This is a genomic window from Dietzia sp. SL131 (assembly GCF_026672565.1).
Taxonomy (GTDB): domain Bacteria; phylum Actinomycetota; class Actinomycetes; order Mycobacteriales; family Mycobacteriaceae; genus Dietzia; species Dietzia kunjamensis.
In genome coordinates, this window is the sequence record NZ_JAPPRI010000003.1 from 1,468,794 (window position 1) to 1,492,066 (window position 23,273).

At 71.2% G+C, this 23,273-nt stretch carries 24 protein-coding genes and 1 pseudogene; 1 reads left to right on the forward strand and 24 read right to left on the reverse strand.

Going from position 1 to position 23,273, the window contains the following annotated elements:
- Positions 1-47: 47 nt before the first annotated feature.
- The 5 genes from OVA21_RS07655 to pgsA all read right to left on the reverse strand — a co-directional run bounded on the left by OVA21_RS07655 (position 48) and on the right by pgsA (position 2,694).
- Positions 48-242, reverse strand: a complete 195-nt coding sequence (locus tag OVA21_RS07655) for a DUF3046 domain-containing protein (RefSeq protein WP_067717747.1) — start codon at positions 240-242, stop codon at positions 48-50.
- Positions 243-309: 67 nt separating this feature from the next.
- Complete coding sequence (pspA, locus tag OVA21_RS07660) at positions 310-1,137, reverse strand: phage shock protein PspA (RefSeq protein WP_163375853.1); 828 nt, start codon at positions 1,135-1,137, stop codon at positions 310-312.
- A 96-nt stretch (positions 1,138-1,233) separates the two neighbouring features.
- Positions 1,234-1,548, reverse strand: coding sequence for a helix-turn-helix domain-containing protein (locus tag OVA21_RS07665; RefSeq protein WP_067717740.1), 315 nt, complete (start codon positions 1,546-1,548; stop codon positions 1,234-1,236).
- A gap of 16 nt (positions 1,549-1,564) precedes the next feature.
- A complete protein-coding gene (locus OVA21_RS07670) occupies positions 1,565-2,101 on the reverse strand; it encodes a CinA family protein (protein ID WP_205475751.1) in 537 nt (178 codons plus the stop codon).
- Between the two features lie 5 nt (positions 2,102-2,106).
- Positions 2,107-2,694, reverse strand: coding sequence for a CDP-diacylglycerol--glycerol-3-phosphate 3-phosphatidyltransferase (pgsA, locus tag OVA21_RS07675; RefSeq protein ID WP_163375854.1), 588 nt, complete (start codon positions 2,692-2,694; stop codon positions 2,107-2,109).
- An 82-nt stretch (positions 2,695-2,776) separates the two neighbouring features.
- Here pgsA and OVA21_RS07680 point away from each other — a divergent pair, with 82 nt between their 5' ends.
- Positions 2,777-3,058 (forward strand): YciI family protein, encoded by a 282-nt coding sequence (locus OVA21_RS07680; RefSeq protein ID WP_069389096.1) that lies wholly within the window; start codon positions 2,777-2,779, stop codon positions 3,056-3,058.
- A gap of 19 nt (positions 3,059-3,077) precedes the next feature.
- Here OVA21_RS07680 and OVA21_RS19335 read toward each other — a convergent pair.
- From OVA21_RS19335 to rbfA, 19 genes and pseudogenes are all read right to left on the reverse strand, one after another.
- Positions 3,078-4,610, reverse strand: a pseudogene (locus OVA21_RS19335) (DNA translocase FtsK); the annotation flags it as partial.
- 8 nt (positions 4,611-4,618) lie between these two features.
- Complete coding sequence (locus tag OVA21_RS19340; RefSeq protein ID WP_442778920.1) at positions 4,619-5,929, reverse strand: DNA translocase FtsK 4TM domain-containing protein; 1,311 nt, start codon at positions 5,927-5,929, stop codon at positions 4,619-4,621.
- A 61-nt stretch (positions 5,930-5,990) separates the two neighbouring features.
- The gene (locus OVA21_RS07690; protein ID WP_119192155.1) at positions 5,991-6,647 is read right to left on the reverse strand and encodes a TIGR03085 family metal-binding protein; all 657 of its coding nucleotides are present in this window, start codon (positions 6,645-6,647) and stop codon (positions 5,991-5,993) included.
- A gap of 5 nt (positions 6,648-6,652) precedes the next feature.
- The gene (locus OVA21_RS07695; RefSeq protein WP_163375856.1) at positions 6,653-8,800 is read right to left on the reverse strand and encodes a ribonuclease J; all 2,148 of its coding nucleotides are present in this window, start codon (positions 8,798-8,800) and stop codon (positions 6,653-6,655) included.
- Positions 8,797-9,756 carry a 4-hydroxy-tetrahydrodipicolinate synthase gene (dapA, locus tag OVA21_RS07700; RefSeq protein ID WP_163375857.1) on the reverse strand — a complete coding sequence of 320 codons (960 nt, stop codon included), beginning with the start codon at positions 9,754-9,756 and terminating at the stop codon, positions 8,797-8,799. Before dapA ends, OVA21_RS07695 begins: the two co-directional genes overlap by 4 nt.
- A 58-nt stretch (positions 9,757-9,814) precedes the next feature.
- Positions 9,815-10,567, reverse strand: coding sequence for an FAD-dependent thymidylate synthase (thyX, locus tag OVA21_RS07705; RefSeq protein WP_067717719.1), 753 nt, complete (start codon positions 10,565-10,567; stop codon positions 9,815-9,817).
- A gap of 32 nt (positions 10,568-10,599) precedes the next feature.
- On the reverse strand, positions 10,600-11,052 hold the full coding sequence (locus tag OVA21_RS07710) for a flavodoxin family protein (RefSeq protein ID WP_069388843.1): 453 nt from the start codon (positions 11,050-11,052) through the stop codon (positions 10,600-10,602).
- A complete protein-coding gene (locus OVA21_RS07715) occupies positions 11,049-11,528 on the reverse strand; it encodes a hypothetical protein (protein ID WP_096905350.1) in 480 nt (159 codons plus the stop codon). The genes OVA21_RS07710 and OVA21_RS07715 overlap by 4 nt, the downstream gene beginning before the upstream one ends.
- A 10-nt stretch (positions 11,529-11,538) precedes the next feature.
- Positions 11,539-12,288, reverse strand: a complete 750-nt coding sequence (gene dapB / locus OVA21_RS07720) for a 4-hydroxy-tetrahydrodipicolinate reductase (protein WP_119192158.1) — start codon at positions 12,286-12,288, stop codon at positions 11,539-11,541.
- Positions 12,289-12,324: 36 nt separating this feature from the next.
- The gene (locus OVA21_RS07725) at positions 12,325-13,653 is read right to left on the reverse strand and encodes a M16 family metallopeptidase (protein WP_268092172.1); all 1,329 of its coding nucleotides are present in this window, start codon (positions 13,651-13,653) and stop codon (positions 12,325-12,327) included.
- A 99-nt stretch (positions 13,654-13,752) separates the two neighbouring features.
- A complete protein-coding gene (locus OVA21_RS07730; RefSeq protein WP_268093124.1) occupies positions 13,753-16,020 on the reverse strand; it encodes a polyribonucleotide nucleotidyltransferase in 2,268 nt (755 codons plus the stop codon).
- 373 nt (positions 16,021-16,393) lie between these two features.
- Positions 16,394-16,663 carry a 30S ribosomal protein S15 gene (gene rpsO, locus OVA21_RS07735; RefSeq protein ID WP_067717704.1) on the reverse strand — a complete coding sequence of 90 codons (270 nt, stop codon included), beginning with the start codon at positions 16,661-16,663 and terminating at the stop codon, positions 16,394-16,396.
- A 112-nt stretch (positions 16,664-16,775) separates the two neighbouring features.
- Positions 16,776-17,753: a bifunctional riboflavin kinase/FAD synthetase gene (locus OVA21_RS07740; protein ID WP_268092173.1), complete on the reverse strand. Its 978-nt coding sequence runs from the start codon at positions 17,751-17,753 to the stop codon at positions 16,776-16,778.
- 23 nt (positions 17,754-17,776) lie between these two features.
- Entirely contained in the window at positions 17,777-18,688 is a 912-nt protein-coding gene (truB, locus tag OVA21_RS07745; RefSeq protein WP_154827638.1) for a tRNA pseudouridine(55) synthase TruB, read from the reverse strand.
- Positions 18,685-19,404: a 4'-phosphopantetheinyl transferase family protein gene (locus tag OVA21_RS07750; protein ID WP_154827640.1), complete on the reverse strand. Its 720-nt coding sequence runs from the start codon at positions 19,402-19,404 to the stop codon at positions 18,685-18,687. The genes truB and OVA21_RS07750 overlap by 4 nt, the downstream gene beginning before the upstream one ends.
- Positions 19,401-20,342: a metallophosphoesterase family protein gene (locus OVA21_RS07755; protein ID WP_268092174.1), complete on the reverse strand. Its 942-nt coding sequence runs from the start codon at positions 20,340-20,342 to the stop codon at positions 19,401-19,403. Before OVA21_RS07755 ends, OVA21_RS07750 begins: the two co-directional genes overlap by 4 nt.
- Positions 20,339-21,760 carry an MATE family efflux transporter gene (locus OVA21_RS07760; RefSeq protein WP_372509903.1) on the reverse strand — a complete coding sequence of 474 codons (1,422 nt, stop codon included), beginning with the start codon at positions 21,758-21,760 and terminating at the stop codon, positions 20,339-20,341. Before OVA21_RS07760 ends, OVA21_RS07755 begins: the two co-directional genes overlap by 4 nt.
- Entirely contained in the window at positions 21,717-22,715 is a 999-nt protein-coding gene (locus tag OVA21_RS07765; protein ID WP_096905342.1) for a DHH family phosphoesterase, read from the reverse strand. The genes OVA21_RS07760 and OVA21_RS07765 overlap by 44 nt, the downstream gene beginning before the upstream one ends.
- On the reverse strand, positions 22,712-23,173 hold the full coding sequence (gene rbfA, locus OVA21_RS07770) for a 30S ribosome-binding factor RbfA (RefSeq protein WP_067717687.1): 462 nt from the start codon (positions 23,171-23,173) through the stop codon (positions 22,712-22,714). Before rbfA ends, OVA21_RS07765 begins: the two co-directional genes overlap by 4 nt.
- Between the last annotated feature and the right edge of the window lie 100 nt (positions 23,174-23,273).

Below are 23,273 nucleotides of genomic sequence, written 5' to 3' on the forward strand. Positions count from 1 at the left end.
TAGGCGAACGGGTGTTCGAGGTCGACCGACACGCCGCGGACGGAGCGCTAGTGCAGCTGTTCGGGTACCTCGAACTCGGCGCACAACGCCAACCACACGCGCTTGACGGGGAGGCCGGCGTCGATCGCCTCGAGGGCGGTCCTCCCGCCACACTCCGCGAGATGGTGCGATCTGGTCAGACTGTCGGCACGGAGTTCACCGAAGGCCTCCACGGTGCGTGCGCGGAACTCGGTCAGGGTCACGTCTCGCCCTCCCCTACGGACGACGACGGGCCGCCGGCGTGGTCGCCGACGGCCCGTTGCCGTGAGATCACTGCTGTTCGGTCTGCGCCTGCTGCTGCTGCGGCGGCGCGGCCGACTCGGACTGGCCCTGGCCGAGCTGGCCGGTGGCGCCGGTACCGGAACCGAGCTGGCCGCCCTCCGCCATCGACGCGCGGATCTGCTCGAGGCGGCTGTGGCCGGCCATCTGCGTCGAGGCCTGCTCGACCTCGAGCATGCGACCCTGCACCGAGTTCTGTGCGAGTTCGGCCGAGCCCAGGGCGTTGGCGTAGCGTCGCTCGATCTTGTCGCGGACCTGGTCGAGGTTCGGGGTGTTGCCACCCGAGGACATCTCCGACATCGACTGCAGGGACGCGCTGACCTGCTCCTGCATCTTGGCCTGCTCCAGCTGACTGAGCAGCTTGGTGCGCTCGGCCACGCGCTGCTGGAGGACCATCGCGTTCTGCTCGACGGCCTTCTTGGCCTGGGCCGCGGCCCGGAGTGACTGGTCGTGCAGGCCCTTGAGGTCCTCCACGCTCTGCTCGGCCGTGACCAACTGGGCCGCGAACGCCTCCGCGGCGTTCTCGTACTCCGTGGCCTTGGCCGCGTCGCCCTTCTGGCGCGCCTGCTCCGACATCTGCAACGCCTGCCGGGTGGAGCCCTGGAGCTTCTCGATCTCCGCGAGCTGCCGGTTGAGCTTCATCTCCAACTGGCGCTGGTTGCCGATGACCGCGGCAGCCTGCTGCGAGAGCTGCTGGTGCTGACGCTGCGCATCGGCGATGGCCTGCTGGATCTGGACCTTGGGATCGGCCTTCTCGTCGATCTTCGAATCGAACAACGCCATGAGGTAGCGCCATGCCTTGGTAAACGGATTGGCCATCGCTGCGTAGTGTCCTTCTGCCGATTCGGACGACGGGTCTGTTCAACGGTACCGAACAACGCACGGTTGCGACCACCGGGCGTGACGGGCGTGCGGTCAGGCGGCGAGCACCGGCTCGGTGAACGTGCCCGGAGGGGAGACCTCGAGGGCGGCGCGGATGAGGATCTCACCCAGGGAGACGTCGAGCGCCCCCGAGATGGAGGCGAGCAGTTCGCTCGAGGCCTCCTTGCGGCCGCGCTCGATCTCCGAGAGGTAGCCGGGGCTCACGCGGGCGGCGTCGGCCACGTCCCGCAGGGTCCGACCGGATTCCCCGCGCAGCCCGCGCAGGACCGTCCCGAGCGTCTCGCGTAGCAGAGGGGCACCGCCGGGCTGGTCCGGTCTGGGCAGGGTGGTCATCTGGATGTTCGGCATCACGGGGTACAACGCATCACGACCCGGATTCGTTCCCGTCGTCGTCGTCGTCACCGGTCCCCTCCCCCGTCGCCGCGGCGATGACCAGTTCCAGCGCCGCCGCGCACGCCGCCGTACGGATACGGCTCCGGTCACCGGTCAACGCGAGCGGCACGGACCAGGGCTCCATGCCGGGAACCGTCAGCCCGACGTGGACCGTCCCCACCGGCCTGCCCTCCTGGGGCTCGGGCCCCGCCACCCCCGTCAGGCCCACGCCGACGTCGGCGCCGCAGCGCAACGCCGCACCGCGCGCGAGTGCGCGGGCGGTCTCCGGGGACACCGCCCCGTGCCGCTCCAGGACCTCGGTCGGCACCCCGGCGAGCTCGTGCTTGAGATCCGTGGCGTAGACGATCAACCCGCCGCGGAGCACCGTACTGGCGCCCGGCACCTCGGCCACGGTGGCCGCGAGCAGCCCGGCCGTGAGGGACTCGGCCGTGGCCAGGGTCCATCCGCGGTCCCGCAGTGCGGTGACGGCGGCGGACGCCGGCGGGGACACCGCACCGGAGGGATCCACGGGGGTCAGTCCGCGGTGCGTGCGGCCCGGCGGGCCTTGACCAGGTAATCGATGCCGGTGAAGACGGTGAGCACCACGGCCGCACCGACGACGATCCACTCCACCGGCCACACCCAGTGCGGCAGCGGCAGGATGAGCATTCCCATGCCGACCGTCTGTGTGACGGTCTTGAGCTTGCCGCCCCTGCTCGCGGCCACGACGTAGTCCACCCCGAACAGGCGCCACAGCGTGATGCCCACCTCGCGGACCAGGATCACCACGGTCACCCACCAGAACAGCTCGTCCACCAGTGAGAGCGAGATGAGCGCGGCGGCGATGAGCGCCTTGTCGGCGATCGGGTCCGCGATCTTGCCGAAGTCGGTGACCAGCCCGAGCTTGCGGGCCAGGTAACCGTCGACGTAGTCGGTGAACATCGCCACGGCGAAGACGACGAACGCCCCCACCCGCCACCAGGGATCCTGGGCGTCGGCGACGAAGAACAGGACCACGAAGACGGGGACCAGGAGGATCCTCACCACCGTGAGCACGTTGGCGATGTTGAGGACGGGGACCTCGTCGGTCCGGCGCCCGTTCTCGCGCGTGGAAGCAGTCACCCCCTCACCTTAGCGAGGACGGCGGGAATACCCTTGGTCGCGACGCACCCCCGACCCCGATCCCGATCCCAGGAGATCCACGATGCCGCTCTTCGTCGTCACCTACCGCTACTCCGACGCCCAGACCGAGGAGCGGGAGGCCAACAAGCCCGCCCACCGCGAGTGGCTGTCCGCCCGCGTCGACGACGGGTCCGTCCGGTCCGTGGGACCGTTCGTCGACGGATCCGGGGCGTTGCTGGTGGTGGAGGCCGACGACGACGAGGCCGCACGATCGCTCGTGGGAGACGACCCCCACTGCCTGCGCGGAATGGTCTCGGAGATCACGGTCCGGGAGTGGACGCCGGTCTTCGGCGCCCTCGCCTGACGCGCACCCCGCCCGGCCGCTACCCCACCGGGGTCTCGGCCGGGTCGCGGAGGTCGGCCGGCTCGTCGTCCGGATCCTCCTCCGGCGGGGCCCCGCCCTTGATCATCCAGAGCACCGAGGCGAGTTCCTCGGGCTTGACCAGCACGTCGCGGGCCTTGGACCCCTCGGAGGGTCCGACGATGTCGCGCGACTCCATCAGGTCCATGAGTCGGCCGGCCTTGGCGAAGCCGACCCGGAGCTTGCGCTGCAGCATCGAGGTGGAGCCGAACTGGCTGGACACCACGAGCTCCACGGCGGCGAGCAGGTCGTCGAGGTCGTCGCCGATGTCGGCGTCGATGTCCTTCTTGCCGTCCTCCTTGGCGGCGGTGATGGACTCGTCGTACTCGGGCTCGGCCTGGTTCTTGGCGTAGTCGACGACCTCGTGGATCTCCTCGTCGGTGATGAACGCACCCTGCATACGGATGGGACGCGAGGCACCCATCGGGATGAAGAGGCCGTCGCCCATACCGATGAGCTTCTCCGCCCCGGCCTGGTCGAGGATGACCCGGGAATCGGTGAGCGAGGACGTGGCGAACGCCAGACGGGACGGCACGTTGGTCTTGATGAGGCCGGTGACCACGTCGACGGACGGCCGCTGCGTGGCCAGGACCAGGTGGATGCCGGCGGCGCGGGCCTTCTGGGTGATGCGGACGATCGCGTCCTCGATGTCGCGGGGCGCGGTCATCATGAGGTCGGCCAGCTCGTCGACCACCGCCACGATGTACGGGTAGGGCCGGTAGACGCGCTCGCTGCCGGGCGGCGTCGTGATGGCTCCCGACTTCACGCGCTCGTTGAAGTCGGTGATGTGGCGAACGCGGGTGGACTTCATGTCCTGGTAGCGCTGCTCCATCTCCTCGACGAGCCACGCGAGCGCCGCGGCCGCCTTCTTGGGTTGGGTGATGATCGGCGTGATGAGGTGCGGGATGCCCTCGTACGGCGTGAGCTCCACCATCTTGGGGTCGACGAGGATGAGGCGGACCTCGTCCGGGGTGGCCCGCGTGAGCAGGGACACGAGCATCGAGTTGACGAAGCTCGACTTGCCCGAACCGGTGGAGCCGGCCACCAGGAGGTGCGGCATCTTGGCCAGGTCGGCGGTGACGAAGTCACCCTCGATGTCCTTGCCCAGTCCGATGAGCATCGGATTGTGCTTGCTGGCGGTCTTGGGGTCGGTCAGCACGTCCGCCAGCCGCACCAGTTCGCGGTCGAGGTTGGGCACCTCGATGCCGACCGCGGACTTGCCGGGGATCGGCGCCAGCAGCCGCACGTTGTCCGTGGCGACCGCGTAGGCGATGTTGCGGTGCAGGGCGGTGATCTTCTCGACCTTCACGCCGGGGCCCAGTTCGACCTCATAGCGCGTGACGGTCGGGCCGCGGGTGAATCCGGTGACGGCCGCGTCGATCTTGAACTGCTCCAGGACGCCCTGGATGGCCTCGATCATCTGGTCGTTGGACTCGCTGCGCGCCTTGGGCGGGTCACCGGCCGTGAGCAGGCTGACGGGCGGCAGGGCGTAGTCCACGCCGTTCAGCAGCTGGGTCTGGGAGTCGAGCCGCTCCACGTCGCTCTCGGAGGCGGTGTGGGTGGACGGGACGTTGGTCTGCGGGACCGCGGAGGTGTCCACCGACGGTGTCGAGGCGGCACGTCCGGGCGCGGTGGCCGGCGAGGACGGGGTGGCCGAGGCCGGCGGGCCGGCGGGGGCCTCGTCGGCGTCGCCGCCCGCGGGCAGGACCTCGGTCCTGCGGGGGGTGCGCTTCGGGCGTGCCGGGGCCCGGGCCGGTTCCTCCGGGGGAGGTCGGCGACCTCCGGTGCCGCCTCGGGCTCGGCGGATGGCCGCGAGGCGCGGGGCATCTCGACCGTCTCGCCCGCCGTGGGGGTATCGGACCACGCGGCGATCCGGCGGCGGGAGCTGCGCCGCGTCGCCGAGCGCCCGGTCTCGGACGCCCGCGTCGTCTCCGCGATCGGGTACGCCGTGGTCATCTCGTCGTCCCAGTCCTCGTCGGAATCGACGTAGTCGTGGTCGACGATGTCGCCGCTGCCGTCCCAGCCGAAGAACCCGCGGACGATCCCGGGGATCTCGCGCGCGGGCCGCCCCACCATCACCAGGATCCCGAACGCGACGAGCAGCACGAGGAGCGGTACCGCGACGAAGACGGACAAGCCGGCTTCGAGCGTTCCACCGACGATCCGGCCGAGCACCCCGGCGCCGGACCGCACCCCGTCGGGATCGGTCGGCGAGCCGGACCCCAGGTGCCACAGTCCGAGCACACCGAGGGCGGCGACGGTCGTTCCGACCAGCCAGCGCGAGTGCACGTCGGGACGGGGTTCGCGGGCCATGACGAGCACGCCCCATCCGCCCAGCAGGAGCGGCAGGAGGGCACCGGGGGTACCGACCACCGTCCGGATCCCGGTGTCGATCCAGTGGCCGATCGGGCCGGCCGCGCCGAACCACACGGCGCCGACGAACACGATCGCCACGCCGATGAGGATCAGGCCGAGACCGTCACGGCGGTGCGGCGGGACCACCTTGTCGTCGTCGTCCCCACCCCCGAGGCCACGGACCCCGTGGCCGACACCCTTCGCCATCGCGGACCACCCTCCGCGCAGCCCACGCCCCACGGCACCGAACGCACCCGTGGTGCGTTCCGGCGCCGGGACGGCGGTACGAGGACCGCTGCGGGTCCCCTTCTTGGGGGTCGAGACGACCGCACCGCGACGGGAACCGCCACCCCGCGACGACGACGGGGCGGGTTTGGTCGATCGCTGTGCTCCCGAGGTCGAAGCCGGACGTCGTCCGCCGGGGGCACGGGTGGAGCGCGTGCTCGAGCTGGATGCCATGGCCGTCACTCTATCGTCTGGAGCACCACTGGTAACAGCAGCCACACGGGGGTGGGGTGGTTCAGATGCCGCGTGGGACGGCTTCGAGCGCGTCGATCCCCCGCTGGGCACCGGAGATGTCGATCTCGACCTCGTCGCGACCGAACGTCCACAGGAGGAACTCGACGGGATCCGCCGTGATGCTCACCAGCGGGGCGAGCGCCGCGCCCGTCGAGACCGACGCGATCGTGGCCGATCCCACGTGGGCCGGGGTGCGCAGGTCGACGCGGGCCGCGACCTTGCGCAGGAAGGTCTTCGCCACAGTCGTGGCGAGGGACCAGACCCGCTCGAGGTCGTCCACCTCGAACTCGCGGGGCGCCCACCCGGGGCGCCCCCTGCGCACGTCCTCGTGGTGGACGAGGTACTCGGCCAGGTTCGCGACCCGGTCCGCGTAGCGCAGCGGTGAGTACCAGGGGGCTCCCCCGGCGATCGTGTCGAGCAGGTCCTCCCACGGGCGCTCGGCCTCCCGCAGGCGCAGGTGCTCCATGCGGTCCGCGAGGGCGGGGACGACGATCCCCGCCGCGGCGTCGGGGCGGTACTCCCGCACGACGAGGTGTGCGGCCAGGTCCCTGGTCGTCCAGCCCTCGCACAGCGTCGGGGCATCGGGCCCGGTGGCACGCATGCTCTCCACGAGAGCGCTGCGCTCCCGCTGCGCGAGGGTCGGACGGCCGGGACTCACCGGACTCAGCCCTGCGCGACGGCGGAGGTGATGACCGTGGGCACGATCATCGGCTTGCGGCGCCACTTGTCCGACACCCACCGACCGACCACGCGTCGCACGGCCTGGGCGAGGCGGTACGGATCGGTCTCGCCCTCGCCGGCCAGGTCCCACAGGGCGTTCTCCACGAGTTCGACGACCGGGTCGAGTGCGCCGGGTTCGTCGGTGAAGCCCTTGCCGATGATCTGGGGCTTGCTCACCGGCCGGCCGGTACGCGGGTCCACCACGACTGTCGCGACGATGAAGCCGTCCTCGCCGAGCGCGGTGCGGTCCGCGAGGACCGTGTCGCCGACGTCGCCGGTGGACAGGCCGTCGACGTACAGGTTGCCGACCGGGATCTGACCGACCACGGACGCCTTGCCGTCCACGAGGTCGACCACGACGCCGTTCTGCGCGAGGACGACGTTCTCCTCCGGCACCCCGGTGGCGATCGCCAGGGCCTTGTTGGCGCGCAGGTGCCGCCACTCACCGTGGACCGGCATGGCGTTCTTCGGCCGTACGGCGTTGTAGACGAAGAGCAGCTCGCCCGCGTCCCCGTGGCCGGAGACGTGGATGTTGGCCTCGCGGCTGGTCACCACGTTCACACCCATCTGGGACAGGCTGTTCTGCACGCTGAAGACGGGCTCCTCGTTGCCCGGCACGATCGACGAGGAGAACAGCACGGTGTCGCCCTCGGAGAGGTTGATCTGCCGGTGCTCGCGGCGGGCCATCCGGGAGAGCCCCGCCATGGACTCACCCTGGGTCCCGGTCGTCATGACGACGACCTTCTCCGACGGGAGCTTGGCGGCCGTGTCCATGTCCACGATCACCTTGTTCGGATCGGTGAGCAGGCCCATCTCGAGGGCGATCTCCATGTTCCGGATCATCGACCGACCGGTGAGCGCGACCTTGCGACCGCTCGCGGCGGCGGCCGCGATGACGGACTGGACGCGGTAGACGTTGGAGGCGAAGCAGGCCACCACGACGAGCTGACGCGCGTCGGAGATGAGCCGCTGGAGCGCGGGACCGATCTCCGACTCCGAGCGACTGACCCCCGGAGTGGTGGCGTTGGTCGAATCCATCAGCAGCAGGTCGATGCCCTCGTCACCGAATCGCCCCATCTTGGGCAGGTCGGTGGGGCGCTTGTCCGTGGGCAGCTGGTCGAGCTTGATGTCGCCCGTCATCATCACCGACTGGCCACCGGCGCGGATGACCAGGCCGAGGCACTCGGGGATCGAGTGGTTGACGTCGAAGTAGCGCACCTCGAACTTGCCCAGGGTGCTCACGCTGGACTCGTCGACCTCGCGGAAGACCGGCTTGATGCGGTGCTCGCGGCACTTCGCGGCCACCAGCGCGAGCGTGAACCGCGATCCGATGACCGGGATGTCCGGGCGCAGCTTGAGCAGGAACGGGATCGCCCCGATGTGGTCCTCGTGGGCGTGGGTCAGCACGAGCGCCTCGACCTGGTCCAGGCGGTCCTCGATGTGGCCGAAGTCCGGGAGGATGAGGTCGACGCCGGGCTCGGTCGAGCTCGGGAAGAGGACGCCGCAGTCGACGATGAGCAGCTTCGAGTCGTACTCGAAGGTCATCATGTTGCGGCCGATCTCCGTGACGCCGCCGAGCGCCACCATGCGCAGCGCACCCTTGCGGGGCTTGGGTGGGCTGGGCAGGCGGACCGTCATGTCGCCGCCCTGCATGGTCTTCACACCACCGAACTCGGCGGTGGAGGTGTCGCCGCGACCGCGGCCGCGTCCGCTGCGACCACGACCGCCCTTCTGGCCGCCCGAGTTCTGGCCGCCGTTCTGGTCGCCGGTCGCGGGTCCGCCCTTGGCTCCCGAGGACGACCCCCTGCCCCGGCCACGCGATCCGCCCCTGGACGAATCCTTCTGGCCGCTGTCCTTCTGGCCGCTGTCCTTCGGGCCGTCGCCCTGCTGGTTCCTACCCTGCTGGGGCTGGTCCTGCCTACCCTTGGTCCGATCGGAGCGTCCCTGCCCCGCGTCTGCGGCGGGGGCGTCGGCTACCGAGGTGGGCTCGGTGAACTGCACGGCGGCCGTGGCCGCCGGCTCTCCCGAGGGCCGTCCTGCGGCACGTCGGGTGCGGCCGCGTCCGCGGCCGGTGGAGGTACTTTCCGTCATCTGGTGACTCCTGCTCTGTGCAGCAGCGCCGCGAGGGCGTCTCGCTGCTCGTCGGTTGGTGGTAACTGCGGGAGTCGCGGCACACCGGCCGGGACCCCGAGAAGTTCTAGTGCTGCTTTGGACATCGACACACCTCCGAGCGCCCGCTGGGCGTCGAAGAGAGGGAGGAGTCCGAGGTTGATACGTCGTGCCGTCTCGATGTCGCCACTCAGGTACGCACGGCGCAGGTCGACCAGCCGTGACGCGGCCACATGGCCGATCACACTGACGAACCCGGTCGCTCCGACGGCCAGCCACGGGAGGTTGAGTTGGTCGTCCCCCGAGTAGTAGACGAGGTCGCAGTGGGACATGACGGTGACGGCGTCGTGGAAGTCGCCCTTCGCGTCCTTGACCGCCACGATGTTCGGGTGGTCGGACAGACCGATCAGGGTGTCCGCCTGGATGGGGACCACCGATCTCGGCGGGATATCGTAGAGCATCACGGGCCGGTCGGTCGCGTCGGCGATCGTCCGGAAGTGGACGTCCAGACCTGCCTGGGTGGGCTTCGAGTAGTACGGCGTCACCACGAGCAGTCCGTGCGCCCCGGAGGCAGCGGCCTGCTTGGCCGCGTGCACCGAGTGCGCGGTGTCGTACGTACCGACACCCGCGACGATCGTCGCCCGGTCCCCCACTTCGGCGAGGACGGTCTCGAGGACCGCGATCTTCTCCGCGTCGGTGGTGGTGGGCGATTCCCCCGTGGTGCCGGAGACGACGAGACCGTCGCACCCCGAGTCCACGAGATGCCGCGCGACACGTGCGACGGCCTTCAGATCGACGTAACCGTCGGACCCGAACGGGGTCACCATCGCCGTGACGACCGTGCCGAACGGCGCAGGGCGCCCTGTATCGGCGGGGGCCCGGCCACGGTCGGTCGGCGATTGCCGACCGACAGGGCCCCCGGTGGTCACGTGTGTCATGGTCTCCCAGACTACCCGCAGTACCCGGCAGACCCCGATTCCCACCCTGGGGGCGTCGTCATCCCTCGAGAACGTAGGGGCTGACCGCGATCTCCGAGCCGTCCTCCAGCGTGGCGATCTCGAAGTCCGAGAACACCGCCGGCGCCGCCTCGCGGAGACGACGGAGTACGTCGATCGCCAGGCCCCGGATCTCGGTGTCGGCGTGCTCGGTGGCGCGCATCCCGATGAAGTGGCGCCACGAGCGGTAGTTCCCCGTCACGACGATCCGGGTCTCGGTGGCGTTCGGTAGCACGGAGCGGGCGGCCTGCCGGGCCTGCTTGTGCCGCAGCATGGGGTTGGGTACGTCCGCGAACCTGTCCTCGAGTTTCGCCAACATCTCCGCGTAGGCGTCACGGGAGGCGTCGGTCGCGCGCCGGAAGATCTCGACGAGCTCGGGATCGTCCGCTATCGCCGGTGGGGGCACCACCTTCGAGTCGTGCTCGGGGACGAAGCGCTGGGACAACTGGCTGTAGGAGAAGTGCCGGTGCCGGATCAGTTCGTGGGTGCACGAGCGGGAGATCCCGGTGATGTAGAACGACACACTCGCGTGCTCGAACACCGACAGGTGCCCGACCTCGAGGATGTGCCGTAGATACCCGGCGTTGGTCGCGGTGCGCGGATTCGGCTTCTCCCAGCTCTGGTAGCAGGCCCGCCCCGCGAACTCGGCCAGCGCCGATCCGCCCTCGGCGTCCGTCTCCCACTCGACCTCGTCGGGCGGGATGAACTCGGTGTGCGCGACCAGGCGGACCTGCCGCCGGACGAGCTCGGACATCGTGGGACTCCTTCGGTGATGTGCCCGGCGGTTCAGCCGAGCAGATGTGCGGCGACGGTGGCCGCGACCTCGGCGGCGGTGTCGAGATCCTGGCGTCCGGGTTCGCCGGTCAACCGGACTGCGGGGGCGACGGCCTGCAGTCCCCAGCCGGTGGCGATCCGTTCGACCGAGGTGACCGCTCCCGCGGTGTCGTTGTCCCCGTGCACGCACAGGGCGTACGGCCGGCCTGCCACCGCTCCTTCGCAGGTGTAGTAGGTGCGGTCGAAGAAATGCTTGAGCGCGCCGGACATGTACCCGAAATTGGCCGGGGTGAGCAGGACATAGCCGTCGGCACGCAGGACGTGGTCGTCGGTGGTGGCCAACGCGGGGACGGACTCGACCGCGATCCCTTCGAGTTCGGGATGGTCGAGACCGGTGACGAGTGCTTCGAGAATGCGTCGCAGGCGTGGTGACGGGGCGTGGTGCACGACCAGTACCGTGCTCATCCCAGCCCCTTCCCCGAGGTGAGTTCCGTCTCGCGCAGCCCGATGGCGGCCTTCATGACCTCCCGGGCGCGGACGCGGTCGCCGGCGTGGTCGTAGGCCCGCGCCAGCCGGTAGGTCGTCCGCCAGTCATCGGGGGCGGCCTGGTACTCGGCGCTGACCCGGTCGAACAGCGCGTCCGCCGCGTCATGCTGGAGCCGACCGGAGGGGCGTCGCTCCATGTCCGCGACATCGAGCTCGATCCCTTCCGCCGCGGCGGCGGCCGAGATCCTCTGGAGTTCGAGACCGTTGCGGACGATGGCCCAGGTTGCCCAGGCGCCGACGCCGGTGAGCAGGATGATCCCCGCCCCGAGCCCGCGCACGGCCAGATAGTCGGAGGCGCTGACCATCGACCAGCCGAGGTACAGCAGGTACCCGAAGGCCACGACCAGGCCCAGCGCCGTGAGGGCCATGACCAGGGGCTTGACGATGCGCTCCACGGCGGTGGTCCTAGAGGTCCATGAAGGAGTCGAGCCCGACGGTCAGGCCCGGGGCCCCGGCGATCGAGCGGACCCCCAGAAGCACCCCGGGCGCGAACGAGGTGCGGTCCAGCGAGTCGTGCCGGAGGGTGAGGGTCTCCCCCTGCGTCCCGAGCAGCACCTCTTGGTGGGCGACGAGGCCCGACAGTCGCACCGAGTGCACGCGGATCCCGTCGACGTCGGCGCCGCGGGCCCCGTCGAGTTCCGTGGACGTGGCATCGGGCGACGGCCCGAGCCCCGCCTCCCGGCGAGCCGCCGCCATCATGGCGGCGGTGCGGTGGGCCGTCCCCGACGGCGCGTCGGCCTTGTTGGGATGATGCAGCTCGACGATCTCGGCGGACGGGAAGTACTTCGCGGCCTGGACCGCGAACCGCATCATCAGAATGGCGCCGATGGCGAAATTGGGCGCGACCAGTACACCGGTCCCGGGACTGTCCTCCAGCCACCCCCTGAGGGTGGCGAGACGATCCTCGGTGAACCCGGTGGTGCCGACCACCGCGTGTATGCCGTTGGCCACGCAGTACTCGAGGTTGTCCATCACCACGTCCGGGTGGGTGAAGTCCACCACGACCTCGGCACCGGAGTCGACGAGCGCGTCCAGCGGATCGCCCTGGTCGACCTCCGCGACGAGTTCGAGGTCCTCCGCGTCACGGACGGCCTCACAGATCGCCGTTCCCACCTTGCCGCGTGCGCCGAGCACTCCGACCTTCGTCACCGTCATCGTCTCCTCACGTGGTCCTCGTCGAGCCCGTCCAGCCTATCCGCCGACGCGCCCGAGCAGTCCAGCCGCGCCGTCGCCGGGCATCCCGGGGCCGACCGCCGCCAGACACCACGGGGCGGACTCGTCGGTCCAGTAGGCGGCGACCTCGTCGCGGGTGACCCGACGGAGCCTGGCCACCGATTCCTCGACGGGGACCACCGTGTCGCGGTCCAGGAGGTGTCGACCGATCCGCGTCATGCGGGAGAGCGGATCGTCCAACCCGAGCCTGATCGACCCCGTGAGGTGGCCGATCGCCCGACCCACCTCGTCGGCGGCGGGCGGCGCGGCCAGCATCCCGGACACGACCTCGCCCACCTCGTCGCACAGTGCGTCCACACGGTCGACCGGGGCGCCGGCCACCACCGTGAGCAGACCGGTCGGCCGGAACTGGTCCATGCCCGCATAGACCGTGTACGCCAGACCGAGTTCCTCGCGGATGCGTTGGAACAACCGGGAGCTCAGTCCCCCGCCGAGAACCGCGGTGCCGACCTGCGCCGCGGCCCGGTCCCGGTGATCACGGGCCGGGGTTCTGCGGGCGAGGGCGATCAACGCCTGTTCGGAGTCGTCGTCCTCACCGGTGAGCACGGACGTCGCCGCCCACCCGGGGACCCCCGCGCCCGGTCCGGTGTCGCCACCGCCGGTCGCGGTCCCGAGATCGGCGCGGTCCCGCGACGTTCCGTGGCGGGAGACCGCCGCCGCCAGTGGCCCGGCGGCGATCCGGCGCACGATGGCGTCGTGGTCGAGACGCCCGGCCGCCGCGACAACGACGTCGCCGGCACCGAGCATGCGTCGGTGGAATGCCCGTAGGGTCTCGGCGTCCAGTGCTTCCACCGACTCCTCGGTCCCGATGATCGGGCGGGCGAGCGGGTCGCTACCGAGGGCCGCGGTGGCGACCAGTTCGCAGGCGAGGTCCTCCGGGTCGTCCGCACGGCCGGCGAGCTCGTCGAGCACGACGTCACGCTCGATCTCGACGTCGGCGGGGTCACAGGACCCGTTGGCGACGACGTCCACCAGGACGTCCACCGCGGTGTCCAGCCCCTCGGCGGGGACGTGGACGTGATAGCAGGTGTGCTCGCGTCCCGTGAAGGCGTTGAGGTCACCACCCAGCAGGTCGATACGCTGGGACAACTCCAGACCGGACGCCGAGCTGGTGCGCTTGAACAGGACGTGCTCCAGGAAGTGCGCGGCGCCGTGTTCCCCGGGGCCCTCGTCCGCGGATCCGGACCCTATCCAGACACCGACCGCCGCGGTGTGGCACCACGGTAGGTCCTCGGTCACCACACGCACGCCCGGGATCGACCGGTCCACGCGGATCGTCGGGTTCACGGTCCCTCCCTTCTGTCGACGAACGAGGCACGCACCCCGCGCGCGGGGTGCGTGCCTCGTGGGGTGCCGGGCGCCGTGGGGGGGCGGACCGGCGGGGTCTCAGTCGTCGGTGCCGGAGTCCGCGTCGGCTCCGCCGTCCGAGTCGTCACCGACCGGGACGAGACTGATCTTGCCGCGGTTGTCGATGTCGGCGATCTCGACCTGCATCTTGTCGCCGACGTTGACCACGTCCTCGACCTTGCCGACGCGCTTGCCCTGGCCCAGCTTGGAGATGTGGACCAGACCGTCGCGGCCCGGCAGCAGCGAGAGGAAGGCGCCGAACGGGGCGGTCTTCACGACCGTACCGAGGAAGCGCTCCCCGACCTTGGGCAGCTGCGGGTTGGCGATGGCGTTGATCTTGTCGATCGCGGCCTGGGCCGACTCGCCGTCCGTGGCCCCGATGTACACGGTGCCGTCGTCCTCGATCGAGACGGACGCGCCGGTCTCCTCGGTGATCGAGTTGATCATCTTGCCCTTGGGCCCGATGACCTCGCCGATCTTGTCGACCGGGACCTTGATCGCGATGATGCGGGGCGCGAACGGGCTGAGCTCGTCGGGCTCGTCGATCGCCTCGGCCATCACGTCGAGGATGGTGAGCCGGGCCTCGCGGGCCTGGGTCAGCGCGCCGGCCAGCACCTCGGACGGGATGCCGTCGAGCTTGGTGTCGAGCTGGAGCGCGGTGACGAACATGCCCGTGCCGGCGACCTTGAAGTCCATGTCGCCGAAGGCGTCCTCGGCCCCGAGGATGTCCGTCAGCGCGACAAAACGTCGTTCCGACTCACCGGCCTCGTTCGTGATCTCGTCGGAGACCAGGCCCATCGCGATACCCGCGACGGGGGCCTTGAGCGGCACACCCGCGTTGAGCAGCGACAGCGTCGAGGCGCAGACGGAGCCCATGGAGGTGGAGCCGTTGGAGCTGAGCGCCTCGGAGACCTGGCGGATCGCGTAGGGGAACTCCTCGACGCTCGGCAGGACCGGCATGAGCGCGCGCTCGGCGAGCGCGCCGTGGCCGATCTCGCGACGCTTGGGCGACCCCACGCGACCGGTCTCACCGGTGGAGTACGGCGGGAAGTTGTAGTGGTGCATGTAGCGCTTGCTGGTCTCGGGCCCGAGCGAGTCGATCTGCTGGGCCATCTTGACCATGTCGAGCGTGGTCACGCCGAGGATCTGGGTCTCACCGCGCTCGAACAGCGCCGAGCCGTGGGCGCGCGGGATGACCTCGACCTCGGCGGACAGCGCGCGGATGTCCCGCGTGCCGCGGCCGTCGATCCGGAAGTGGTCGGTGAGGATGCGGTGGCGCACGACCTTCTTGGTCAGCGACTTGAACGCGGCCCCCACCTGGCCGAGTCGGTCGGAGAACCGCTCGGTGAGCTGCTCGAGGACGGTCGCCTTGAGCTCGTCGGTCGCGACGTCGCGATCCTGCTTGTCGGCGATCTGCATGATCTCGGCGAGCTTGGTCTCGGCGATCTCGGCGACGGCGGCGTAGACGTCATCGGCGTACGGCGGGAACAGCGGGAACTCCCGCGGCGTGCCGGGCGCGGCGTCGGCCAGCGCCTGCTGTGCGGCGCACAGCTCGGCGATGAACGGCTTGGCGGCCTCGAGGCCCCGGGCCACGACGTCCTCGGTGGGGGCCTGCGCGCCGCCGGCGACCTTCTCGATCACGTCGTCGGTGGCCTCGGCCTCGACCATCATGATCGCGACATCGGCGGTGTCACCGGAGCCGACGACGCGGCCGGCGACGACCATGTCGAAGACGGCGTCGTCGAGCTGCTCGACGGTCGGGAAGGCGACCCACTGGCCGGCCGGGTCGGCGGCCGTCGGGATGAGCGCGACGCGCACGCCGCCGACCGGGCCCGAGAAGGGCAGGCCGGACAGCTGGGTGGAAGCGGACGCGGCGTTGATGGCCACCACGTCGTACAGGTCCTTGGGGTCGAGGCTCATGACTGTCACGACGACCTGGACCTCGTTGCGGACCCCGTCCGCGAAGGTGGGGCGGAGCGGCCGGTCGATGAGCCGGCAGGTGAGGATGGCGTCCGTGCTGGGACGCCCCTCGCGGCGGAAGAACGAACCGGGGATCCGTCCCGCGGCGTACATCCGCTCCTCGACGTCCACCGTCAGGGGGAAGAAGTCGAAGTGCTCCTTGGGGTGCTTGCCCGCCGTGGTGGCGGACAGCAGCATGGTGTCGTCGTCGAGGTAGGCGACGACCGCACCGGCGGCCTGCTTGGCCAGCCGGCCGGTCTCGAAGCGGAGCTCGCGGCGACCGAAGTCGCCGTTGTCGATGGTCGCGACGGTCTCGAAGACCCCGTCTTCGACCTCGACGGCCGTGATCTGTGGCATGTGTTTCCTGTCGTGTCGGGTGCATGGGCCGCACGGCGGAATCGTCCCGCCGGGGCCACCGGGCGTCACGTCAGGGGGTCCCGGTTCGACCTCGGTCTTCGATCGAAGCGGCCGGAACGCGTGCCACGGATGCTGATGCTCCCGGGCGTCGGGTTCCGGCGGCCACTACCGAGGACCGTCAATCGGACCTGTCGACCACCCCGGCACGTGTGCACCGGCTCCACCGAGGCTATCAGGGAAAACCGTCCGGGTCACCGGGCGCGCGCGGGTGACGCCCCCGACACCCGGCGGCCCGGTTCGCGGAAATGCACCGACCCCGCCCGGATGGACCGGGCGGGGTCGGTGACGCGGTCGTCGTCGTGCGTCAGCGACGCAGGCCGAGACGCTCGATCAGCGAGCGGTAGCGCGCGATGTCGGTCTTGGCGATGTACTTGAGCAGACGACGCCGACGGCCGACCATGAGGAGCAGGCCGCGCCGCGAGTGGTGGTCGTGCTGGTGGGTCTTGAGGTGCTCGGTGAGCTGGGAGATTCGCTTGGTGAGCATGGCGATCTGGGCCTCGGGCGAGCCGGTGTCGGTCTCGTGGAGGCCGTACTCGGCCAGGACGGCCTTCTTGTCTTCGGTGCTCAGCGCCATGGTGACTCCTGGTTGTTCCAGTCCGCGTGAATGTTGGGCCCCGCCGCCGCGGACCACAGGAGGGCCGACGCGAGACGTTACCAGTCCGCGGACGTGTCGGCCCAATCCGAGGTCACGGTCGGTCGGCGTCCGCACCGAGCACGGTCCGGGTCGTGGTGACGTCGCGGTCCATGGCCACGAGCAGCTCGTCGACGGAGGCGAACTTGACCATGTCGCGGACGTGGTCGACGAAGTCGACCGCCGCCAGGCGTCCGTACAGGTCGGCCGACTCGTCCAGGACGAACGCCTCGACGCTGCGGGCGGAGTCCCCGAACGTCGGGTTGGTGCCGACGGAGATCGCGGACGGGTAGCGCCGTCCCGGGAGGATCGTGCCGTCGACGGGGCCGTCGTCGAGCACGGTGAACCACCCGGCGTACACGCCGTCGACGGGCACGGCGGTGTACTCGGGAAGGTCGAGGTTGGCGGTGGGGTAACCCAGGTCCCGCCCCCCGCGCCCGGCACCGTGGATCACGACGCCCGAGACCCGGTGCGGTCGGCCGAGGACCTCGGCGGCGCCGGCCACGTCGGCCTCGGACAGCAACCGGCGGATACGGCTGGAGGAGACGGTCTCTCCCCCGGCCTCGAGCAGGTCGACGATCTCGCACACGATGCCGCGGTCGGCGCACAGATCGCGCAACGTCTCCGGGGTACCGGCCGCGCGTCGACCGAACGTGAAGTTCCGCCCCACGGTGACCGCGCGGGCCCGCAGGCCGCGGACGAGGACCCGGTCCACGAACTCGTCGGGCTCCCACGACGCCATCTCGCGGTCGAACGGCAACGCGAACACGGCGTCGATCCCGAACCCGCCCGCGAGCTCGGCACGCCGCTCGAGGGGGGTGAGGACCGACGGGTGGGTCCCCGGCCTGACGACCTCGACGGGGTGGGGGTCGAACGTCACGAGGACGGGACTCGCGCCCAGGTCCCGGCCGTGGCCGACGGCGCGGTCCACCAGGCTCCGATGACCCCGGTGGAGCCCGTCGAACACGCCGAGGGCGACGGAGGTCCCGCCGTCGGGGATCACGATCTCGTCGAACGTCCGCCACAATTGCACGGCGACCACCTTACGCGCGGCGTTCACAGGCCCGCCGGGCGCATGACCACGACCGGAGCGGCACGCCGCCCCGATTCCGAGACCAGCGCCGCGACCCGGCCATCCGGCCCGACGGCGGCGACGACCCCGGCGTCACCGCGGGCCTCGAGCCATCGGCCGTGGCGCAGTCCCTCCGCCTCGTCGGCGTCGATGTCGCGTCGGGGGAACGCGGTCAGCGCGGCGGAGTCGAGGTCCAGCGACAGTGTCGGATCGGTCTCCAGCTGGTCGAGGGTCCGTGCCACGTCGAGACCGAACGGCCCGACGTGGGTGCGGCGCAGCGCCGTGAGGTGACCGCCGACCCCGAGGGCGGAGCCGAGGTCCCGGGCGAGCGCGCGGATGTAGGTTCCGGTGGAGCAGTCGACGACGACGACGAGGTCGACCACCGCGCCGGAGCGGGTCCGCTCGAGCACGTCGAACCGGGAGACGGTGACCCGCCGTGGCCGGAGCTCGACCTCCTCCCCCGCCCGCACGCGGTCGTAGGCCCGCCTCCCGTCCACCTTGATCGCGCTCACCGCGGACGGGACCTGGTCGATCTCCCCGGTCAGGGCCGCGACGGCCGCGTCGATCGCCTCGTCGGTCACGGCGGAGGCGTCGGTGGTCGAGGTGGTCTCCCCCTCGGCGTCGTCGGTGGTCGTGGTCTGGCCGAGACGGATGGTGGCCTCGTAGGACTTGGTCTCCAGTGCCAGCAGTCCGAGCATCTTGGTGGCGCGTTCGATGCCCACCACGAGCACCCCGGTGGCCATCGGGTCGAGCGTTCCGGCGTGGCCGACCTTGCGGGTGCCGAAGTAGCGCCGGAGCCGTCCGACGACGTCGTGGCTACTCATGCCCCCCGGCTTGTCGACGACCACCAGGCCGGGGTCGGGAGCGGGGCGGGGGTCGGGTCTGCGCGGCGTCACGGGCCCACGCTATCGACCCCGGCGGGCCGCAGCACGATCGCCGAGGCCACGTACCCGTCCCGGACGGCCCAGCGGCCCCGGAACTCGACCAGATCGGGCCCCCCGTCCACGGCATGGCCGTCGACGAGGATCCGCGATCGCAACGTGCCGGTGACCACCTCGTCGTCGTCGCCGTCCGGGACCAGGGTGATGTGTGCGTCACCGAACCCCAACCACCGGTGGGTGAGCGGGAACCACGCCTTGTACGTCGCCTCCTTCGCCGTGAACAGCAGCGCATCCCAGGCGACGTCCGCGACCTCGGCGCGTGCCGCACGCACCCACGCCGCCTCCTCTGGCAGGGAGACCGCCTCGAGGACGCCCGCGGCCAGCGGTGCGTGTCGCTCCACGTCCAGCCCGAGCGACCGGACGCGGGCGGTCGGCGCCAGCGCGGCGGCCCGCAGCCCCTCCGTGTGCGTGAGCGTGCCCACCAGGCCCGGCGGCCACACCGGCATGCCCCGACCCCCGCGCAGGACGGGGCCGGCGGGGACGCCGAGCCTCGACATGGCCTCCCGGGCACACGCACGCGCGCCCGCGAAGTCGATCCGGCGCCGCTCGACGGCGGCCCCGATCTGCTCGACCTCCACCGGGTACAGCGAGGCCAACATCGCCGCGTCGTCCAGGCCCAGCTCGGCGTCGGTCACCCCCACCACATCGGGCGGGAACAGGTCGTCGATCACCGCTCGTCCTCCAGGTAGGGGCCGGGGTCACCGGGCCGGGCGATTCTCGGCAGGCCACCCTCGTCGCGGACCCACCGCACCTGCGGACCGTCCGGCGCCGGGAGGATCTGACGGGTGAGCGGATCGGGCCGCCCACGCCCGTTCCACTCCCTCGGGTATCCCAGGGAGACCTCCTCGAAGCGCACGCCGTCGTGGACCGTGGTCCGCGGGATGTGCAGGTGCCCGTAGACGGCCGCAGTGGCGCGGTACCGGCGGTGCCAGTCGGCGGTCTGATCGGTCCCGCACCACAGCGCGAAGTCCGGGTGTCGCAGGACCCGGGTGGGGTCCCGCAGCAGCGGCCAGTGGTTGACGAGCACCGTCGGGTGCGCGGGATCGAGGCGAGCCAGCCGCGTCGTCGTGCCCACGAGACGGTCCCGGCACCAGGCGACCGCGTCACCGTAGGGGGCGGGGTCGATGAGGAACTCGTCCGAGGCCACGACGCGACGCTCCCGTGCACCGGCCAGGGCCTCCGCCCGCGACTGCCCCGCGACCCGCGTCCAGCTGTAGTCGTAGAACAGGAACATCGGCACCACCCACGCGGGCCCGCCCGGTCCGGTCCACAGGGGGTACTCGTCCTCCGGGGTGTCGACCCCGATGGCCCGGCACGCCTCCACCAGCCGGTCGTACTTGGTGGTGGACGTGATCCCCGCGTCGTCGCGGCCGATCCACAGCTCGTGGTTACCGGGCGCCCAGATCACCCGTTCGAAACGCGCCGCCAGTCGCTCGAGCGCGTCCACGACGTGGTCGACCTTCTCGGCGACGTCACCGGCCACGATGAGCCAGTCCCCCGGGTGCGCGGGGTGGATCTCGTCCACGACGTCCGCGTTGCCCCGGTGTCCCACGTGCAGGTCGGACACCGCGCGCAGGCTCGGTTGCACGCCCGTCGCCCCGTCGGTCATCCGTCCACCTCCTGCAGGGCCCGTGCGCCCGGCGTCTGCGCTCCCAGCACCATCCACCGGTCGCCGCGCACCCGGGCCACCACGGCGATCAGTCGGAGACCGACGAACACCCCCATCCCGACCCAGATCCCCGGCAGCCCCCACCCGAGGTACCGGGTGACGAGCAGCACGGGCAGGAAACCCAGCAGCGCCGCGACCACGGTGCTGGTGCGCAGGTACGCCGCGTCACCGGCGCCCAGCAGCACGCCGTCGAGTCCGAACACCACCGCGGCCGGGATCACCACCACCGCCATCCCGATCAGGGCGACGACCAGGCGATCAGCCACCCCGGGATCCCCGGACAGCAGCGATGCCAGGGGTGCTCTGAAGACGATCGTCAGCAGGGCGAGGGCAGCACCCAGACCCAGTGACCACACGACCACGGCACGTGCCAGCGCCCGGCAGTGGGCGGCGAGTCCGGCGCCGAGCGCGGCGCCGACCAGCGACTGGGCCGCGATCGCGACCGAGTCCAACACGAGCGAGTACAGCGCCCACAATTGCTGTGCGAGGTGGTGCGCCGCGAGCGAGTCGACCCCGGCGGCTGCTGCCGCGGTGGTGGCGACGGCGAAGGTGATCTGGAACGACGCGGTGCGGATGATCAGGTCCACGCCCATGCGGAGCTGGCTGACGATCACGGCACGCCGTGGCCGCAGCGACCCCGGGCGCTCGAGGACGAGCGCGACGAGGAAACCGGCGGCCATGAGCAGTTGTCCCGCGAGATTCGCCCACGCACTCCCGACCAACCCCAGCGCCGGGGCCGGCCCCAGACCGGGGACCAACACCACGCACCCGGCGGTCGACACGCCGATGCCCACGCCGACGAGCACGAGCGGGGTGCGCAGGCGCTGGACGCCCCTCATCCACCCGTGGCCGGCTGACGCCACGAGGATGCACGGGATGCCCCACACGGCCACCCCGAGCCATTCGGCCGCGCCGGCGGCCACGTCCGGGTCCGCGGCGAGTACCCGGGTGATCGGCCCCCGCAACGCCAGTACGACGGCCACCACCAGCGCGCCGACGGCGACGGCGATCCACGTCGCCTGCACCCCCTCGGCCACGGCGTCGCCGCGGCGGCCCGCCCCGTGCAACCGCGCCGATCGGGCGGTGGTCCCGTAGGACAGGAAGTTCATCTGGGTACCCAGCACCAGGAGGACGAGGGCTCCCACGCCGAGCGCGGCCAGGTCCTCCGGTCCCTGGCGACCGACGATGATCCCGTCGACCAGGAGATAGACGGGCTCGGCGGACAGCACCGGCAGGACCGGCAGGGCGATCGACCAGAGTCGGCGTCCGATCGCTCCCAGCCCGACGGCCGGATCGGGCCCGGTGTGCGTCACGTCAGCCGAGGAGTTCACGGAGCCTCGTGCTGATGGTCTCCACATCACCGCGCATCGTGCAGCCGGCGGCCGACGGATGACCGCCGCCCCCGAGCGCGGCCGCGATGGCCGAGACGTCCACGACGTCCGCGGCGTCCACGACGCCTGCACCCGGGCCACCGGGTCGCGAGCGGAGGGAGACGGCCCACTCGCCGGGCAGGTACTCCTTGAGGAGAACCGCCACGCGGGCCTCCCGGACGCCGCGGAGGTGCGAGACGAGGGATTCCACGTCGTCCTCGTCCGCTACCGAGATCACCTCGTGCGGGACGGCCAGCCACACCGATCCGCGCCCGCCCACCGCGTCGGCTTCCAGACGCACCGTCCTCAACAGCCCGCCCAGCACCCGAAGCCAGGCGAACGAGTGCGCGTCGAGCAGGGCGTGGGTGAGTTCGGTGGTCTCCGCGCCCGCGGCCAGCAGTCGTCGGGCGGTCTCGTGCGAGTCCGCGCCGCCCCAACGGAAGGATCCGGTGTCGGTGACGAGCCCTGCGTAGAGGCTCGTGGCCGTCACGGCGTCCACGGGGAACCCGCCCGCGTCGAGGACGTCCAGGACGAGCGACGCCGTCGACGCGGCGTCCGGGTCGAGCAGCATGTGGGAACCGAATCCGGGATTGGACCGGTGATGGTCGACGACGAGGACCTCCGATGCCGCGTCGGCGAGCCTGCCCCACCGGCCCACCCGGTCCGGGCTCGCGCAGTCCAACGTCACGACGAGACCCCGATGGGCGGGGACCTGCGCGAGGGGGACCACCCGGTCGGTGCCCGGGATGGCCCCCATCGCCCCCGGGACGACGCCGGGATCGAACGAGTGGTGGACGGTCACGCCCCGCGCACGCAACGCCCGCGCGAGACCGGAGGAGCTACCGAGCGCATCCGCGTCCGGGCGGACGTGGCACAGCACGGTCACCTCGTGGTGACGGGCCAACACGTCCGCCGCGCCGGCGGCGTCCACCGGTTCGGTCACCGATCGTCGTCCTCCGGCCGGTCCGCCTCCTCCGGCTTGCGGTACGGGTCCTCGTCGCCCGCCGGACGGGCCCCCTCGGCCACGCGCCGGACCTGCTCGTCCTGCGCCCGGGCCTTGGCGAGCAGTTCTTCCATCTGGCGCGCCGCGTCCGGCACGGAGTCCAGCACGAAGGTCAACTCCGGGGTGAACTTCACCCCGGTCTGTTTGCCGACCATCGTGCGCAGGCGGCCCCGCGCGGCGGTCAACGCAGCCTCCGCGGCCTCGTGGTCCGGCTCCTCGTCGAGGGTCACGCCACGAACCGTGTAGTACAGCGTCGCCACCCGCAGATCCGCGGTGATCCGCGAATCGGTGATCGTGATGAACTCCAGCCGCGGGTCCTTGATCTCGTGCTCGATGGCCGTCGCGACGATCTCGCCGATCCGCTTACCGAGCCGTCCCGCGCGTCCCTTACCGGTCATGGGGATCCTCCTTGGCGTGATGCGGTCGCACGGCGACCACGGGTTGACGAGCATGCCGCGGGGGCAGGTCCGTCTCCAACGGATCCCGCCCCCACGACAA

Bases quoted from the DNA above. Each gene is read 5' to 3' on its own strand.
- rpsO (WP_067717704.1), bottom strand. From the start codon at position 16,663: ATGGCGCTGAGCACCGAAGACAAGAAGGCCGTCCTGGCCGAGTACGGC.
- OVA21_RS07665 (WP_067717740.1), bottom strand. From the start codon at position 1,548: ATGCCGAACATCCAGATGACCACCCTGCCCAGACCGGACCAGCCCGGC.
- OVA21_RS07710 (WP_069388843.1), bottom strand. From the start codon at position 11,052: ATGAGCACGGTACTGGTCGTGCACCACGCCCCGTCACCACGCCTGCGA.
- OVA21_RS07760 (WP_372509903.1), bottom strand. From the start codon at position 21,760: ATGTGGAGACCATCAGCACGAGGCTCCGTGAACTCCTCGGCTGACGTG.
- OVA21_RS07695 (WP_163375856.1), bottom strand. From the start codon at position 8,800: ATGACGGAAAGTACCTCCACCGGCCGCGGACGCGGCCGCACCCGACGT.
- dapA (WP_163375857.1), bottom strand. From the start codon at position 9,756: ATGACACACGTGACCACCGGGGGCCCTGTCGGTCGGCAATCGCCGACC.
- rbfA (WP_067717687.1), bottom strand. From the start codon at position 23,173: ATGACCGGTAAGGGACGCGCGGGACGGCTCGGTAAGCGGATCGGCGAG.
- thyX (WP_067717719.1), bottom strand. From the start codon at position 10,567: ATGTCCGAGCTCGTCCGGCGGCAGGTCCGCCTGGTCGCGCACACCGAG.
- OVA21_RS07680 (WP_069389096.1), top strand. From the start codon at position 2,777: ATGCCGCTCTTCGTCGTCACCTACCGCTACTCCGACGCCCAGACCGAG.
- pspA (WP_163375853.1), bottom strand. From the start codon at position 1,137: ATGGCCAATCCGTTTACCAAGGCATGGCGCTACCTCATGGCGTTGTTC.
- dapB (WP_119192158.1), bottom strand. From the start codon at position 12,288: ATGACGGTGACGAAGGTCGGAGTGCTCGGCGCACGCGGCAAGGTGGGA.
- OVA21_RS07755 (WP_268092174.1), bottom strand. From the start codon at position 20,342: ATGACCGACGGGGCGACGGGCGTGCAACCGAGCCTGCGCGCGGTGTCC.
- OVA21_RS19340 (WP_442778920.1), bottom strand. From the start codon at position 5,929: ATGGCATCCAGCTCGAGCACGCGCTCCACCCGTGCCCCCGGCGGACGA.